We start from the raw sequence: 15,729 nt of genomic DNA, 5'->3' as shown, positions 1-15,729 counted from the left end.
CCCCCCGCGTTCGAGCCAGACGCCGAGCTGATGCAGGCCTACGCGTCCGAGGTTCAGGCGAAGATCGGAAAGGCGGGGCAGGAGCCTCTCCGCGCACGCAGGGATGCCGGCGTGGCGGCGCTCCGCATGGCGATGGCGAACCTGGCCCCGATTGATCCGGAAAGGGAATGACGATGAGCGATCCGCTGATACAGGTGAACAGGCTGGGGCCCGTTCTCGAAGTTGTTCTGCATCGTCCGCCTGCACATGCCATCAACCGCGCGACCAGTCGCGCTGTCCATGCCGCATTGCGCCAGCTCCAGGACGATCCTGACCTCCGCGTCGGTCTGCTGACGGCCACGGGATCGAAGATCTTCTCGGCGGGCTGGGATCTGAAGGAAGTGGCCGAGCCCGGGTTCGACCCCATGCTGGACGCCGATCCGGAGCTCGGCCATGGGCCGGGCGGCTTTGGCGGAATCGTGGAGTTTCACGACCTGCTTAAGCCCATGATCTGCGCCGTGAACGGGGCTGCTGTGGGCGGCGGGTTCGAGATCGCCCTGGCCTGTGACGTCATCCTCGCATCGGAAACCTCGTTCTTCCAGCTGCCGGAAATGCAACGGGGCTTCCTTGCCGACTCCGGTGCGATCCAGCGTCTTCCCCGCCGTCTGCCTTACAACGTCGCGGTCGAGATGCTTTTGAGCGGGCGGCGGATGGACCCCTCCGAAGCGCTGCGCTGGGGCCTTGTCCATTCTGTGCATCCCGCGGACGGTCTTCTCGAGGCTGCCCGCGCATTCGCTGCAGAAGTGGCTCGCGGCGCGCCGCTGGCGCTTCAGGCCTGCAAGGAGGTGCTCGGCGCCATCGAGACCATGTCCACCGCAGACGCACTCTCGATGACGAAACCGGGCCGCAGCGGACTACCGATGTACGAGCGCATGTCCAACTCCGAGGATTTCATGGAGGGACCGCGCGCTTTCGCCGAAAAACGCGAGCCGCGCTGGACGGGCCGCTGAACCAACACAAGAGGAAAGCCGAGGGGGACTGACATGCCGATGAACCTCGTTAATGCGCCGGAGGACGCCGACGCCCGGCGCGCAATCGCTCCGGTGATCGCGTATCCCGAGGACACACTTCCCCGACCCGATCTTGAGGCTTACGCGAGCGCCCGCCGAGGAGCGCGCGAGACGGGGCGGCTAGTCGTGCCGCCGCGCGACGCGCGCGCCTTCAGGGTCTCCGCCGGCCAATTCTTCCGAATAACTTGCATCGAGGGCCCTCAGGTCGGCGACCTGAACCTGTTCTGCCTGCATGATCCTGCCGAGCGGTTCTTTTCGGGCAAGACGCGGGCGCTTCATGGCACGCACGTCACGACAGGGGACCGGCTCTGGTCGTGCCTGCCATTCCTGCGGCCCATGGCCACGATCGTGGCGGATACCCTGGCATGGTACGGGACCGACCCCCATGGGGGACGTGTCCATGACGTTATCGGAACGCGCTGCGACCCCTATACCCATCATCTGCTATCGGGTGGCTCGACCTATCATAACTGCTGTCATTCGAACCTCACCCGCGCCCTCATCGGCGACGGATTCCCTGCGGAGCGGGCGGAGTACATGACGCATGACGTGCTGAACGTCTTCATGTGCACGGGCTTCACTCCCGATACGGGGCAATACTTCATGAAGGCCAGCCCGGTGCGGCTCGGCGACTATCTTGAGTTTTTCGCGGAGATCGACCTTCTGGGCGTCCTCTCCGCTTGCCCGGGCGGCGATTGCAGTGCCGAGCATTCGTCAGACCTGGCCCCCTGCCATCCGCTTCAGGTCACGATCTACGACCCATCCGAACGTCCGACGGGCTGGTCGACTCCGTCTGTCAACGGATACGACCGCAGCCACGGCCTGCGTCATCCGGAAAAGTAGACATCGATGGCGTCGGAGGTTTTGTCGGTGCCGGCCCATTCCAATGGCATCGCGATGGGCACTGGGCCCGCCTACACTTGGCGACTGGCTCATGCGCGAAGGCGCGCTGACGGCAATTTCTCGCCTTCGGCGGCCATGTTCTAAACTGGGCCTCTGTCTTGCGACGTCGCTAAGCCGTGACGCGGCGTCGATCCGCCAGTTCGTTGTAATTCTGGACGAACTCAGCCCGCAGCCTGTCTGCAAAGGCACGCGCATCTGCTTCCCCGTAGCCCGCGGTCGGCACGGGGTCGCAGAAGCGTATCCGGATTTCGCCGGGGTGAGCCCGAAACGAGCCAAGGGGCATTGCATCATGGCCCCCGTGGATGACCACGGGGACGACAGGGGCCTGCGCTCTGATCGCGATCAGGCTCCCGCCGACCTTGAAAGGACCGATGCCGTCTCTTCCGGAAAGCCGGCCTTCTGCGCCCCAACCCACCCGGCCGCCTTCCTTCACGGTGGCGACCATGCGCGCCACCAACGGATCAGTGGCTTTGCGATTGCCCCTCGCGACCAACTCGATATCGACTTTGCGGCATGCCGCTCGGGCAAAGGGGATGAAGCCGTAGGTATCAGCCCCCGCGAGCCGGTCGATATGGGGCCAGATCCCGACGAAATAGGCGGCGACATCCGCAAAGGATGTCTCGTTATGGGAGACCACACACCCCTGACCGGTTTTCGGGACCTCTCCCTCGACAGACACATTGATCCGGCAGTTGCGAAGAAACAACGAGAAGTGACGTTCGATCGGTTCGCGCGCGTGTTCCGTCGCAGCGGCCTTGCGCGCGACCCGAGCGAATACGAATGGCGCGCCGGCCAGAAAACGAAGGGATGCAACTCCACCGCGCCAGTGTTCGCCGATCTCTGCCGCGTGATGACTCATCTCGTCTCGCTCTGACCAACGGCGCCGCCTACGTCAAATCGTTGCAAGACGCAAACGCCAAGGGCGGACGGCAGTCGAAACCAGGTGAATTGTCTGGGGCTTCGGCCATCGACGCCACGCGCAGCGAACGGCTGTCTCGAGCCGATGCCGCGCGTGCAAGCGCCACAGGCAGGGCACCGCCGGTTCGGGCTCCCAGCCGCTATTCGCTGCGCTATGCTTCAACGTCCGCTAGGGGTGGTTTGCGCGCTGCGCCGGCTCCTTTTGCGTCAGTAGCTCCGAGAGAACCGTCGCCGCGATCTCGAAGGACCTGATCCTTGCCGCGTGGTCGTGGATCATGCCGGTGAGCATGAGTTCGTCGGGCCGGTAGGTATTCAGTAAGTTCAGCAACTGGTCCCTGACGGTGGACGGCGACCCGACGGCCGAACAAGACAGTGCGGCCCCCACCTGCGCGCCCATCTCCCGACCGATTTCGCCGTCGAGATCCCGCGTGGGGTAGGGCAGCTTTCCCGGTCTCCCGCTGCGCAGGCGCGCGAAGGCGAGGATTTGCGAACTCCTCAGATATGCGGCTTCTTCGTCGGTCTCTGCGGCGCAGATACCCGCGAGCATCATGAAATAGGGTCGTGCGAGGTATCTGGATGGTCGGAACTTGCCGCGATAGGTGGCGATTGCATCCTCCAGCATGGCCGGAGCGAAATGCGACGCGAAGGCATAGGGAAGGCCGAGATGGGCGGCCAGCTGCGCGCCATAGAGGCTGGAGCCGAGGATCCAGATCGGGACATGCGTGCCTGTTCCGGGAATGGCCCTTACCCGCGTGTCATCGGACGCATCGTCGAAGTAGTGGAGGAGATCGACCACGTCATGTGGAAACGTGTCTTCCTGTACCATGTGCCGGCGCAAGGCGCGGGCCGTTGCCATGTCCGTGCCCGGGGCGCGACCGAGGCCGAGGTCGATCCGGCCCGGATACAGGGTTTCCAGCGTTCCGAACTGCTCGGCAATCACCAGCGGCGAGTGATTGGGCAGCATGATGCCGCCTGCGCCGACACGGATAGTCCTGGTTGCCCCCGCGACATGGCCGATCACGACGGAGGTCGCTGCGCTGGCGATCCCCGGCATGTTGTGGTGCTCGGCGAGCCAGTAGCGATGATAGCCGAGCCGTTCGGCGGCACGGGCCAGCTCCACCGTATTCGCAAGCGCGTCGGCAGCGGTCTGACCCTCGGGAATTGGCGACAGGTCGAGTAGCGAGAAATGATGCATGGAGCCTCCTTGCCGCTCAGCTATACATGATCAGCAGTCCCTCCAAACACCAAACCGAGGCAACGGTCGCTCCCGTTTCGAACCCTCCAGAAGGGCGGATCGCTTTCGTTGCATCGAGGTCTTGCTTGACCCTCACGCACCCATCACATACGCAGTGAAGCGCTGAGCGGGCGTTGTGTAATGGTAAGACCCTTGCCTTCCAAGCTAACTACCTAGCATTCCCCGCGTTTCCCGTCCATTCCAAGTCTTTCTTTTCGTTGACACCTCCGTGTCACGTGGTGTCATGGGGATGCCGATGATTTCTTCCCGTTACCTGCAAAATACCTACAGCATGCCGAAGCTCACCGAGACCCACGTCCGCAACCTGCCCCACCCGGCGACGGGCACGGCCAAGCACTGGGACAGCGAGGTAAAGGGTCTCGGCCTCTTCGTCGGCAAGCGCTCGAAGACGTGGTACTTCCAGAAGGACGTGGGTGGGCGCACCAAGCGCATCCTCGTCGGGCGCTGGCCCGCGATCTCGGCCCGCGTCGCGCGGCAAACCGCGATGGGTTACGCGCTGGAATGGGGCAGGGGCGCCGGCAAGCGCATCGCCTTCGAGGCGCCCACGCTTCAAGACGCCATGGAGAGCTACCTCGCGCGGCCGAGGCTGCGCTCCGAGGCCCACAAGCTGGGGCTGCGGCAGCAGTTCGAGTTACACCTCGGCGACTGGCTGCACCTGCCGCTCGACGAGATCACCAAGGCCATGGTGGTCCAGCGCCACGCGGCGCTCGCCAAGACCCCGTCGACCGCGAACCACCTGCTGAAGTATTTCCGGACGGTCTACAACCACGCGCGCCGTACGCACGACTTGCCCGAGAACCCGACGATGGCCATCGAGTGGTTCGAGGAGAAGGGCAGCGGCGCCATCATCGAGGACCTCGCGGCCTGGCGCCGGGTCATGGACGCGCTGGAGAACCCGGTCCACCGGGCCTTCTACGAGCTCCTGCTCTTCACCGGGTTCCGGAAAAGCGAGGCCCTGGCGCTGGAGTGGAAGCACGTCCACGAGGACCGCATCCACCTGCCGATGACCAAGAACGGGCGCAGCTTCGACTTGCCGATCTTGCCCGTTCACCACGAGATCCTGGAACCGATGCGGGGCTTGCACCGCAAGTGGGTGTTCCCGTCACCCAAGGGGCCGGAAGGGCGCCTCGGCGCGCCGAAACGGTTGCAATGGAGCCCGCATGCCCATCGCCGGACCTTCGCGACCGTCGCGGTGGAGGCGGGTGTGCTGGAGGAGGTGGTCGGGCGCCTCCTGAACCATACGCCGCTCTCGATCACCGGGCAGCGTTACGCGAAGCCATCGCTCGACGCGCTGCGGCCGGCCATGGCGGTTGTTTGCGGCGCGCTGCAGGAGCGCGCTTCCAGACGAGTGTCGCATTGACTTGGCTCCGATCGGGACTCGTTCCCGCGACACCTGGTGGAACGTTTTTGCGGTCGATGGCCCTGTGCCCTTAGTTGTTGGCCCGGCAGTCTTCGTAGTGTTCATGAACTGGCTCACCTCCCGGACGTTGCACTTTTTTATGGGGAAGCGGACCTTCGCTGCGCCAACGACGGACGCCCGGAACGCGGACGGAGCGGACCGATGCGCCCGCGGCATGGCCAGTCGCCCGGATCACTGCCTGTCAGCTTCTTCGTCGCTGCAGCGCAGCGCGATTTCCGGGAAGCGGTCGTTCGAGCAAGCTTGGATAGAGCAGATCCGAACCGGTCGTTCGCCGCGCGGCTGATTGATGTCTCGCGTGCGGACAAGGCTGCCTTTTAAAGGTAGAAACAAGCCTGACGAATCCGAAGATCGAACGTGGCTGGGCCAGTCAGTTTTTGTATGGCAGCAAAACTGCGTGAAGCGCGCGGTTCATCGGAGTATCAACTCCCATCTCGTCACCCATTGCAACTATCGTACCTGAGGCGGTGCCCAGTTCGATGCGATTGCCCCTTTCCAAGTCGACGAGCATTGACGGTTTTGCTTCAGGTGGATAGCTCAAGATGACCCGCACGAGCGTGTCTACCAAGTCATCTTCCAACTGTGCGCCCTTTGCGCGTCCAACGCGCCAAGCCTCTGTCGCCAAGCCTCGGAAGAGACTGAGTAGCTCAGGCGTGGATTGAATTACGCCGAAGTGTTTTCGGCTGGCAGCCGCGACGACACTCACCGAAGACCAGCCCACATATTTCGACCAAGTGACGGTTGTGATGTCTGGAGAAACCTGCGCGTCCAGACCCGCCAAACGGCACAGTTGACTGAAGGTCTCTATACGCTCACTCGACGATCCATCCATCTCCCCAAAAGTGATGTCTTTCTTCTGACCGAGATGTGCGATCACACCAGGCGAAGCAATGTTCGATGGTACAAAAGTTAAACCCGGTACCGCGTGCCCCTTACCTAGAATCTTGGCGATCCGATCTGGTGCTGAAACACCGTTCAAAAGCGAAATGACAGCCGTGCCGGACTTCAGCATTGGCCGACACATTTCGGCCGCCGTATCTAGATCGTAGTTCTTTACGCAAAACAGGATGATGTCGACGGGACCGACGTCTGCGGGGTTATTGGTCGCCTGCGCATTCTCAATATGCTTTGTGCCGAACTCACTGGTGACGGTGAGGCCGTTGGCCTGAATAGCGTCCAAATGCGCACCGCGCGCGACAAATGAAACATCTGCACCAGATGCTGCAAGCCATCCTCCAAAGAACCCTCCCAGCCCACCCGATCCCATGACGCAAATCTTCATGTCACCTCCTGCATGCCCCACCTTAGTCATTCGTTTATCAAAACCTGGCACTTTCGTCCTGCTCAACCGTACTGCCGCCACGGACTACCTTTCACTATTGCATGATTTGGTGCGCACCTTCGGCTCACGACTCTTTCCAGTCGGTCGCTGCACCCATGATGAAGGTCCGCTGCCACCAAGAGCAGCCAAAGACCTCCGGACTGCCGACCGGCTGCTTGGCGGACGAAGGCGACGCTAGCCGAAATGGAGTTCGCTTGGCCAATGCGACCATATCTGGGGGCAAATCCAGAGCTTGCGTATGTTGGTCCATTTCAACTGGCAAGGACCGTATGGCGTTCACTTCGTCAGCTTGCCGCCCCGCAGAACGCGCGGATCGACCGGCGAGATGATGGACCGGCCCCTTGGCGCGAAACCGCTTCGGCGGCACACGGCCTCGGAGGCGGCGTTTCCCGCTGTCACACCGGTGAAGAACCGTTTGATGCCGTGGCGGCGCCGCATCTCGCGCAGCGCGATCGCGCCGAGGATCAGGGCCAGCCGCTCGCCTTTCCGGTCCGGTCGCGTGGCCAGCATGCCCCACCAGGCAACCTTGCCGTATTCGGGATGATCGGGGTGGGCATAGGTGGCGGCGGCCGCGCAGGAGACGCCCTGGCCTTTCCCGTCAAGCGCCACGACGCTGACCGCCGGGCGGCGTTGCCCCCTCAGGATGCAGCCCGCAACCGGCAGGACGCCCGCCTCTAGCGAAACATCCGCCAACGCCTGCAAATGCGACGCCGGGCTCTTCGCGTCGATCACATGGACGCTGATATCCTCCGCCGGAGCGTGTGCGTCGAGGATGCGATCGGCCGCGGTCAACGCATCGGCGCTTCCTTCCCAAGCGGCGTAGTGGGTGATCGAGTATCCGTCCGCCTCGAGATCGGCCCGGAGCGCGGGCACATTCGCATCGGGGATGAACGAGCAGTTGCTGACGCCCTGGACGGTGGCAAGCCGCGCCATCAGGTCCAGAGCGCCGGGGGCACCCCAGAGCACACCGACGCCACGACCGTAATAGGTCATTGCCGGATGGTCGCAGAGCAGATCGTAAAGCGCGAGGCCTCGCGCGAGGACGGCCTGCTGATCGGGGGAGCCGAAGAACTCACTTTCCATGGCCGTTCCTTTCCGTCGTCGGACACATGCTACCCGACATTCCCCAAGTAGCCCGACATTCCCCAGTGGCCTTCCATCTGACGTAATCGTTGCCTGACCCTGCTCGCTGTACAAGCATTTGCTGCCCAGAGAAGCGTCTACGGTCGCGCCAGCGGCTGGGAGCCGGGCGGATTGGGCCGCGTAGCCGCGGCGTTCTTGCCCGTCAGCCCTGTCTTTCAGCATGTCGGGCAGACCTGTCCCGCCGCTTTCGTTCAGGTTGGGCGTGGATCATGGTCACGCGCATGACGGAGGCGCTCGAAGACGGCGGATTACGGCAAGGATCGCGCACACCATTGGGCCTTTAACCGCGACCTGCGCCAGCTGGAAGGTGATGGCGCGGGCGTGACCCACGACACGAGTGCCGATCTTGATGAGTTTGAGCTGCAGGCTGGTCAACGACCAGTCCTCCATGGCCTCGGGCAACTCGATGCAGCGCAGGAATGTGGCCAGGTTGTAGGCCAACGAATGCAGTTGCAGCTGCACCTCGAAGTCGCGGAACTTTCGAACGTCCGGAGCCATCATTGGCGGTCTCAGACTTCAGCCACGTTGATCGACTGGATCGCGGACCAAGCGGCCATTGGAAAGGTGGTGCAGATAAGTCGATCGACAAGGCAGAATCCAAGCGACCGTAAGAACTCAAGACAGTAACGTCACGCTATACGCCATTGCCACGCGGGTTACAGAATACGGCGTGGTGATTACCGCACTGTTAGGTCTCCTCCGAGCGATCTGTCGCTGGTGGTGGAGTTGGGGTCAGTGCCGTGAGGCGGGCATAGGTTTCGTCATCCAATTCGAATCCAACGGCGTCCAGCGATGGCTTCAACTGGTCGGATCTGCTGGCGCTCAGGATGGGTGCTGTTACGGCAGGGTTGTGAGCAACCCAGGCGATTGCGAGCGTGATGGCGGAGACACCTAGTTCGGCCGCAAGCTCCTGCAATGAATTAGCGGCCTTGTGCATCCAGTCTTGACCGTAGCGGGATTTGTACATCGGATCATCGGTTAGGCGGCCGTCTTGTCCGAGGTTGTACTTGCCCGTCAGAAGACCGCCGCCAAGCGGTGAGTATGGAACAACGGCGATGTTCTCTGATGTACACATCGGCAAAATCTCTACTTCGGCCTGACGTTTGACCAGATTGTACATCGGCTGCAGCATCTCGATTTTGAGTTCAAAAGACGCCGCCACACGAGCGGCTTTCATCACCTGCCAGGCGGCATAGTTCGAGACGCCGATATGTCGGACGCGACGAGCGTCGACGATCTTTGCAAGCGCCTCGTAGGTCGCTTCGAGCGGCACTTCATCAGACCAACGATGCATGTAGAGCATGTCAACGAAGTCGAGGTTGAGACGCCGCAAACTCTCTTCTAGGTCCTTCGTAATGGCTTCCGGAGCGCAATTCCCTGTCGAGGCGCACTTGGTGGCGATGAAAACATCTTCGCGCTCAGAGGTCACAGATTCGCCCAGCAAGGTCTCCGATGCACCTCTGGTGTAGCCGTGGGCTGTGTCAAAGAAGTTTATTCCTGCTGCACGAGCTGCGTCGTACATGGCACGACTATCAATTCGGTCCGCCTTGCCACCCCACTGCATGGTGCCAAAGCAATACGAGGAAATCGGGTGGCCGGCGGGTGTGCGAAGATCTGGTGTCATCTATCAAGCATCACATGTCCTCAGCGCGAGGAACAAGTGCCTCCGGAAGGGGATGCTGGCTACCGAGGCCGTGGCAAAAAAAATGCATGGGAGTAGCTGCGGTCTTGTGACCTGCTCACAAACACTGTGGTGGGCAGCCGTCGATCGCTGCGCTCAAGCAGAACGGCTGCTGGAAGCACAGTCAGACAATGGCGTGGACCGCACCTTCCGGCAGGATCGCAGTCAATGCCGCCGGAGGCTACCGATGTGTTTTCTTGCATCTAGTTCCAATCTTTCTGGTAGCATTCTTCGAAGTGTTGATCTTGGGAGCCTGATTGCGAGAATGCTGGGATTTCCGACAAATGCGACGGTCACCTTCCGGTCTGGCCGCGAGCTTCGCGAAGCAACTCTCGAACTGCGCATCAAGCAGCTTGAGCATGCGCTTACGGCGCATGTGGACCGCTTTGGGCACACTGATCTAAGCAAGCAAACACTTCCTGACCACGTCCCCGATAGCTCTTCGCCAGACAATGCAAACGCCAAATAGTAATTTGTTTAATGAAGATGTCGCTTCAAAAGGTGCAGCAAGGGGCCGTTGTATTTCGAGAAGTTTGAACGTGGCCATGATACCTCAGGGGCCGGTTTGAAATCGCCAGCATTGCGCTGAAGGGCGTCCTTGTGTCGTACTGGCGCAGTCCCTTGTTCCAGTGGCTCAAAGTGCCTCGCCACCTCGTCACGTCTGTGAAACCCCGCGAGGTGACCATAGACTGCACTCACCGTCTGGGTATTCGCATGACCCAGTTGGTCCGCCACGACTATGAGCGAGGCACCATTCTGAACCAGCTGGCTTGCATAGGTATGACGCAATCCATGGAAGGTGAGTTCTGACGGAAGCGCGGCCGCTGTTCGAGCTCGTTGGAAATAGGCTTTGTACTCGCTGCCCCATATCCGGCCGTTGGACTTTCGGAACAGAAAGTCTGAACCCTCTCTTCCGTCCACGATCGCCCGAAAGAAGCTCAGTGCCTCAGGGGGCAGAAAGACGTACCGGGTACGACGCCCCTTTGGATGTGCAACGAAGACAGCGGTCTCCTCGGCGAGAAAATCGCCCACGCGCATTCTTGAGAGTTCGGTGACCCTGCAACCTGTGAAAAGCGCTGCCCTCACCAGCTGCGCCAGATCATGGTCGCAGGCAGAGAGCAAACGCCGGCATTCCATGCGGCTCAGAAAGACTGTTCGCCGCCGGTCGAGGTTCGGAAGCCTCCGGAGGCACCGCAGGGGGCGATCAGATATCAAATCGGACCGTTCCCAAGCGAGCTCGAATGCTCCTCGCAAAATACTTACAATGGAGTTGAACGTCTTCTTCCGTTTCCGAAGCTGCTCATCGCTCAATTTGTCGAGCGGAATGGGAGGTTCGGTGTGCCCACGCCCTCGCTTGGGAGGTGTCTCCAGAACAGCGATGGCCAACTCATGGAAATACCTCGCATTGAACTCTTCAATCGGAACGAAGGCAATGCGCGGCACAAGGTGGTAGTTGATCCGATTGACGATTGTCTCAAAATGAGAGCGGGTGGCGGCCAACCGCTTCCACTCCACGTAGTCTTTGAGTGCGTGGCCAATCGTGTAGGTGGAGCCGATTGGACATATGGTTAGGTCGCGACGCGACCCGAACTGATAGGGATCGCTGGCAAGTGCTTGAATGTCAGGTTTCCGAAACCACTTCTCTACAACCGGAACGGCTTCTTCATAGGTGTTCTCCTGAAAGCCATCGACCCAGGCATCAAGCAGCCTGCGAGAGATGTAGCCGCCGTCCTTTCGACGAACTCGTCCGACCCAGTAGGACCGGCCATTCGAGCGTACCTGCAAACCGATATGGCGGCAGTACGAGAGCAAGTTGAAGTAGGGAGATTCCCGTGGCGCCAACGCCACTTGGACCTCTGGATCGGATAAATTGGGGCGCCAGTCTGCTCTCATTCAGGTGAGGAACCTTCTGACCGTTCGCCAGTTGTGACCGGGTCATCATCCCTCCGGTCATGCGACGAAGCAATCTGAAAGGCCTTATTGGCCAACGAGGTAGGTCCGTACCTCACGACGTAATCAACGAGCGCCTCCTCAAGAGCCACGATGCGCATTTCTTCGATTCTCTTTGACACCCGCACCTCCCTTCGTTCGGCGACGACGAAGTAATGGGGCAAATCCTTAACAATTCGTTAACATGCAGTTTGGGGGCGCCGGAGGTACAGAAAATGACCACTGTGTTTGACCGGGAAGCCGAGCGGTCGGCAACGCTCGCAGAACTAGCGCGGATGGCATCTGGAAAGCGAGCGGAACTGATAGCGGAATATCAGAGACGTTCTGAAGAGGCCTACGCCCCGGAAACCCTGCGCAACTACCGGCAGATCACGGCCAGCTTCCGGGCATGGTGCGAGGGTCACGACTATCGTGCCGAGCCACCTATTCCCCCTGAAATAGTTGCAGAATACGTCGAGACGCTTGGTGGCAAGCTTAGCGCCAACACCATCGAGACGCGTTTGTGGGCGATAGCAGAACTGCACAGGAGCCATTTCCAACCGTCCCCCTGTCGACACAGGCTAGTAGAGCTGTCGCTCAAGGCGGTGAAGCGGAAGTATGGCGCAAGGTCGCGCCAGGCCGCAGCGTTAGGAAAAGCAGAGGTCCTGGAAACCGTCAAACGGATTGGCACCAGCCGAAAGGGATTGAGAGACAAGGCCTTGATACTCGCGGCATCCGACAGCTGGCTCAGGGCTTCCGAACTCGTTGCCTTGCGCGTACGGGACCTCTCCCGGCAGGACGATGGATCAAGTATCTTGTTTGTCGCGCGTTCGAAAACTGACCCCTACGGCGAGGGCGACTACGCCTACCTTTCTCCTCTGGGCAGTAGGGCCGTGCTGCAATGGATCGATTGCGCCTGTCTGGGCCTCGATGACCCAATCTTCACGAAATCACAGGATGGCGGACTTCGAACGCCACTGAACCCATCAACGGTTTCACGGATCTTCAAGAAGCGGTTCGGGAGGGCCGACGTATCGTCTCACAGTACCAGAGTTGGTGGGGTGCAAGACGCGCTTCGTCTAGGTTGCAGTCTTGGTTCGATTATGGTCGCAGGCCGATGGCGTTCCCCGGAGATGCCAGCCCGTTACGGTAGAAGGATTTCGGCAAGCCAATCGGCTGCGGCTGAGGTTGCGAAGGCTTATGAGCGAAACGGCGACAATCCATTAGCTGATTGATCTTGCCGCTTTGAAGCCGCCACAGGCGTAGTCTACATCCACTCTACGGCCGCCTTGGACTCGATGCTGCCGCTGCAGCCAGATGTGAACAACGACCGGTCAGAGTTGGCGGACGAGTACTGCCGTCCGCCAAAGTCTCAGATGTCGATCCTCTCGGCGATGCTCAGCGCGTCATCGAGTTCGACGCCGAGATATCTGACGGTGCTGTCCACTTTGGTGTGACCGAGCAGGAGCTGAACCGCACTCAGATTTTCCGTCTTTCGGTAGATTAGTGCGGCCTTTGTCCGCAGTAGGGATTGCGTTCCATACGGTTGGCATTGGTTCTGATAAGTAACCCATGATTTCCAAGGGTGCCGACAATTCGTTGCCGACGCCAATTGACCGTTGGCCTTACCGGCTCAGGTTTTTGCGAAGGTTGTTGTACTGCGATCTACCCCGCCAGCCGCTCGGAGTCGATTTCCAGGCTATTTGCGTGCCTGAATTCGACGTGGAAGGTCGTACCAACGCCCTCCCTGCTTTCGTACAAGACGTCTCCGTCCATCTCGCGGGCCAGCCGTCTTGCAATATACAATCCCAGTCCCGAACCTTGGGTTGACCCTTGGCTCCCGTTTTCCAGCTGCCCAAACCGACCGAAGACCTGTTCTTCCATACCATATGGAATTCCGCGACCAGTATCCCTGACGGCAAGGCCTACCCGTCCATCCGAGACGCGGAGCGTCAATTCGACCACGCCTTTCTTGTCCGAAAACTTGATGGCGTTGGAGATGAGGTTTTCGACGATCTGTCGAACGGCAAAAGCGTCACCCATAATCGTGCTGGGCCCGTCAATCTCTCCGACAACAAGGGAAACACGTCGAGAGGCGGCGAACATCCTGTTTTCTTCAATGCTTTCTTCAAGCACCATGCCAAGGTCGACGGGTTCTTTCTTGAGCGTGAGCGCGTTCACATCGAGCTTCTGCGCCAATAGGAGATTGTCAACGAGGCGAGACAAGCGGACTCCGTTGCGAAGTGCGATTTCCAGCGACGATCGTGCGTGCTCGCTCAGCTCTCCCAGCTTACCGCTGAGCGCGAGCGTTACGCCGCCTCTCAATGACGCAAGCGGCGTGCGCATTTCGTGGCTGATCACGGAGATGAATTCGTCCTTCATGCGGTTCGCATCGTCCGCCCTTTGCAGAGCTGCCTGCAAGGCGGCGTTGGCGGAGACGCGCTCGGTGATGTCGACGAAGGTAATGCTCCACCCCAGAAAGGGACCGGCTGGATCCAGCGGGTTTTCAATCGTTGCGACACGAGGTTCAAAGACCCGCTCTCCTACGCTCATGTGCTCACCATTGATCGACGGATTCGACGTGCTTGTCTGTCTCACTGCAACGTCCGCCAGGCGCCCTTCGCCCTGGATCAGTTGGCTGTGCTTCGCGGCCGTGTTCATGCGCACGATGTTCCGCCGCCGATCAATCAAGATGACCGGTTCGCTCATCGTGTCGAAGAGGATAGACTGACCCACGGTGGCCATATCGATCGTCTTGTTCGTGACGAGTAGCCACGTGAACGCAATCACGCCGAGCGTGAACATGAAGGCGGTTGGATCCATCCCAAGGATCTTTAGGCCGAAGCCGACATAAGCGGTATTCGCAACAAGAGGTGTGAGCGTTACCAAGACGAGCACTGCAAGCAGCGGCCAGGCGGATCTTTTTGCGCGGAAGAAGGCGGCCCCAAGTCGCAGAAGGGTCGCGAATACAAATGCGTAGAGTACGCCGATAATTACGTGGAATCCGGGACCATGGACGTAAGCAACGCGGTCACTACCCGCAGGAACGGCCGTTTCGGCCGAGTAAACGAGGTTGTGCCACGGGTTTGTTGCAGCTGCGAACAACGCCACTGCGGGGAGAGTGACAAGTACGCCGGTGGTCCATCGCCTTTTGAGCCTCACTCCATTTCCGACGTAGGCGAACACAAAGAAACACCACGCCATCGGTACAAGAGCATTTCCCGGCCAAGCGACGGCAGCCCACGCAATTTGGCACACAGCGTCCGTTGATGCCGCCTCCAACCCGACGGCCATCAAGGTCCATATCACACCCACAAAGCTCAGAGAGTAGAACAGTTTTCCATTGAAAGTCTGGGTGGCAACCGTGGCGATCATCACCATCGCTGCGAGAAGGCTTATGCCGGATGCCAAAAAGAAAAATTGATCCGTGGAAAGATCGTTGAGGCAGTGCATTACGATCAAGCTCAGGTTTGTGGATCGACCTGCGGAACACAGCAGGATGGTATGGTAAAAATCGGGCGTCCTGATGACCTTGAGGCGGTCAGCCTGTGGTGGCGAGTTGCACGGCAACAACCTTGGGCTTCTTGGAAAAGCTCTCAGCGTCGCTCCCTGCCATCTCTTGGGATTTAATGTCATGATTCCAATTTTTTACCCCCTGCGCTATCCCGTGCGTCAGACAAGGCGTTGTTCCGGGACGGGGTGTGGCAAGAAGCAGTACTGCGGCAGTTGGCACATGAACGACCGTGTCCGGAAAACCGAGCTGCAATGCGGCGATGAGATAGCTGAGGGACAGTGATCTGTAAGACCGACCATGCTACGGGTGCATTCATCCCGTTGGCCCGCATCTCGGTCATCGGTGCCCGAGACCTCTCCGCACTCTGCCTGAACGGCCGCTTCTATTGCTGCGGCGCAGTTGATGGTCTTGGTCTATGACGCGCTGCGCGCGCGAACGTCGGCGGCTAGCTATGTCTCCTGTGGGCTCACAGCGGTCGATCGCTGCGGTTGTTCTTAAGGTCCGCTATGGGGATGCAGAGCGTTTTCAGGTGCTGGCGGGTCCATCTGCCGCGGGCAACCCAGCATCGATTCATTGCG

Annotated in this window: 12 protein-coding genes and 2 pseudogenes; 5 read left to right on the top strand and 9 right to left on the bottom strand. The window is 60.2% G+C overall.

Annotated elements, in window-relative coordinates:
• Window positions 1–173 precede the first annotated feature (173 nt).
• Window positions 174–989 (top strand): enoyl-CoA hydratase-related protein, encoded by an 816-nt coding sequence (locus N8I71_RS17880; RefSeq protein ID WP_262879387.1) that lies wholly within the window; start codon window positions 174–176, stop codon window positions 987–989.
• Between the two features lie 33 nt (window positions 990–1,022).
• Window positions 1,023–1,892: an urea carboxylase-associated family protein gene (locus N8I71_RS17875; protein ID WP_262879386.1), complete on the top strand. Its 870-nt coding sequence runs from the start codon at window positions 1,023–1,025 to the stop codon at window positions 1,890–1,892.
• A 169-nt stretch (window positions 1,893–2,061) separates the two neighbouring features.
• Here N8I71_RS17875 and N8I71_RS17870 read toward each other — a convergent pair whose 3' ends face one another.
• Both N8I71_RS17870 and N8I71_RS17865 read right to left on the bottom strand, forming a co-directional pair.
• Window positions 2,062–2,811: a lysophospholipid acyltransferase family protein gene (locus N8I71_RS17870; protein ID WP_262879385.1), complete on the bottom strand. Its 750-nt coding sequence runs from the start codon at window positions 2,809–2,811 to the stop codon at window positions 2,062–2,064.
• Window positions 2,812–3,039: 228 nt separating this feature from the next.
• Entirely contained in the window at window positions 3,040–4,065 is a 1,026-nt protein-coding gene (locus N8I71_RS17865) for an LLM class flavin-dependent oxidoreductase (protein WP_262879384.1), read from the bottom strand.
• 331 nt (window positions 4,066–4,396) lie between these two features.
• On the opposite strand from N8I71_RS17865, the gene N8I71_RS17860 reads away from it, so the two are divergent.
• On the top strand, window positions 4,397–5,485 hold the full coding sequence (locus N8I71_RS17860; RefSeq protein WP_262879383.1) for a tyrosine-type recombinase/integrase: 1,089 nt from the start codon (window positions 4,397–4,399) through the stop codon (window positions 5,483–5,485).
• A gap of 427 nt (window positions 5,486–5,912) precedes the next feature.
• On the opposite strand, the gene N8I71_RS17855 is transcribed toward N8I71_RS17860, so the two are convergent.
• The 4 genes and pseudogenes from N8I71_RS17855 to N8I71_RS17840 form a co-directional block, all read right to left on the bottom strand.
• Window positions 5,913–6,824: a ketopantoate reductase family protein gene (locus N8I71_RS17855; RefSeq protein ID WP_262879382.1), complete on the bottom strand. Its 912-nt coding sequence runs from the start codon at window positions 6,822–6,824 to the stop codon at window positions 5,913–5,915.
• A gap of 336 nt (window positions 6,825–7,160) precedes the next feature.
• Window positions 7,161–7,967 carry a GNAT family N-acetyltransferase gene (locus N8I71_RS17850; RefSeq protein ID WP_262879381.1) on the bottom strand — a complete coding sequence of 269 codons (807 nt, stop codon included), beginning with the start codon at window positions 7,965–7,967 and terminating at the stop codon, window positions 7,161–7,163.
• 273 nt (window positions 7,968–8,240) lie between these two features.
• A pseudogene (locus tag N8I71_RS17845) lies at window positions 8,241–8,510 on the bottom strand (transposase); the annotation flags it as partial.
• 205 nt (window positions 8,511–8,715) lie between these two features.
• Complete coding sequence (locus N8I71_RS17840; protein ID WP_262879380.1) at window positions 8,716–9,651, bottom strand: aldo/keto reductase; 936 nt, start codon at window positions 9,649–9,651, stop codon at window positions 8,716–8,718.
• 52 nt (window positions 9,652–9,703) lie between these two features.
• On the opposite strand from N8I71_RS17840, the gene N8I71_RS17835 reads away from it, so the two are divergent.
• Entirely contained in the window at window positions 9,704–10,177 is a 474-nt protein-coding gene (locus N8I71_RS17835; protein WP_262879379.1) for a hypothetical protein, read from the top strand.
• A gap of 8 nt (window positions 10,178–10,185) precedes the next feature.
• On the opposite strand, the gene N8I71_RS17830 is transcribed toward N8I71_RS17835, so the two are convergent.
• Window positions 10,186–11,601, bottom strand: a complete 1,416-nt coding sequence (locus N8I71_RS17830; RefSeq protein WP_262879378.1) for a tyrosine-type recombinase/integrase — start codon at window positions 11,599–11,601, stop codon at window positions 10,186–10,188.
• 272 nt (window positions 11,602–11,873) lie between these two features.
• Between N8I71_RS17830 and N8I71_RS17825 the strand changes: the two genes are divergently transcribed.
• Window positions 11,874–12,872 carry a site-specific integrase gene (locus N8I71_RS17825; RefSeq protein WP_262879377.1) on the top strand — a complete coding sequence of 333 codons (999 nt, stop codon included), beginning with the start codon at window positions 11,874–11,876 and terminating at the stop codon, window positions 12,870–12,872.
• 137 nt (window positions 12,873–13,009) lie between these two features.
• On the opposite strand, the pseudogene N8I71_RS17820 reads toward N8I71_RS17825, so the two are convergent.
• Window positions 13,010–13,183 (bottom strand): annotated as a pseudogene (locus N8I71_RS17820) (integrase); the annotation flags it as partial.
• Between the two features lie 119 nt (window positions 13,184–13,302).
• The gene (locus tag N8I71_RS17815) at window positions 13,303–15,090 is read right to left on the bottom strand and encodes a sensor histidine kinase (protein ID WP_262879376.1); all 1,788 of its coding nucleotides are present in this window, start codon (window positions 15,088–15,090) and stop codon (window positions 13,303–13,305) included.
• Window positions 15,091–15,729 lie beyond the last annotated feature (639 nt).

Source organism: Roseicyclus sediminis (assembly GCF_025515305.1).
In the GTDB taxonomy this organism is placed as follows: Bacteria; Pseudomonadota; Alphaproteobacteria; order Rhodobacterales; family Rhodobacteraceae; genus Roseibacterium; species Roseibacterium sediminis.
The sequence above is the reverse complement of the archived record's forward strand: the minus strand, read 5'-3'. Positions and strand labels throughout refer to the sequence as shown.

Coding starts and splice junctions, on each gene's coding strand:
- N8I71_RS17880 (WP_262879387.1), top strand. CDS start 174: ATGAGCGATCCGCTGATACAGGTGAACAGGCTGGGGCCCGTTCTCGAA.
- N8I71_RS17875 (WP_262879386.1), top strand. CDS start 1,023: ATGCCGATGAACCTCGTTAATGCGCCGGAGGACGCCGACGCCCGGCGC.
- N8I71_RS17870 (WP_262879385.1), bottom strand. CDS start 2,811: ATGAGTCATCACGCGGCAGAGATCGGCGAACACTGGCGCGGTGGAGTT.
- N8I71_RS17865 (WP_262879384.1), bottom strand. CDS start 4,065: ATGCATCATTTCTCGCTACTCGACCTGTCGCCAATTCCCGAGGGTCAG.
- N8I71_RS17860 (WP_262879383.1), top strand. CDS start 4,397: ATGCCGAAGCTCACCGAGACCCACGTCCGCAACCTGCCCCACCCGGCG.
- N8I71_RS17855 (WP_262879382.1), bottom strand. CDS start 6,824: ATGAAGATTTGCGTCATGGGATCGGGTGGGCTGGGAGGGTTCTTTGGA.
- N8I71_RS17850 (WP_262879381.1), bottom strand. CDS start 7,967: ATGGAAAGTGAGTTCTTCGGCTCCCCCGATCAGCAGGCCGTCCTCGCG.
- N8I71_RS17840 (WP_262879380.1), bottom strand. CDS start 9,651: ATGACACCAGATCTTCGCACACCCGCCGGCCACCCGATTTCCTCGTAT.
- N8I71_RS17835 (WP_262879379.1), top strand. CDS start 9,704: ATGCTGGCTACCGAGGCCGTGGCAAAAAAAATGCATGGGAGTAGCTGC.
- N8I71_RS17830 (WP_262879378.1), bottom strand. CDS start 11,601: ATGAGAGCAGACTGGCGCCCCAATTTATCCGATCCAGAGGTCCAAGTG.
- N8I71_RS17825 (WP_262879377.1), top strand. CDS start 11,874: ATGACCACTGTGTTTGACCGGGAAGCCGAGCGGTCGGCAACGCTCGCA.
- N8I71_RS17815 (WP_262879376.1), bottom strand. CDS start 15,090: ATGCACTGCCTCAACGATCTTTCCACGGATCAATTTTTCTTTTTGGCA.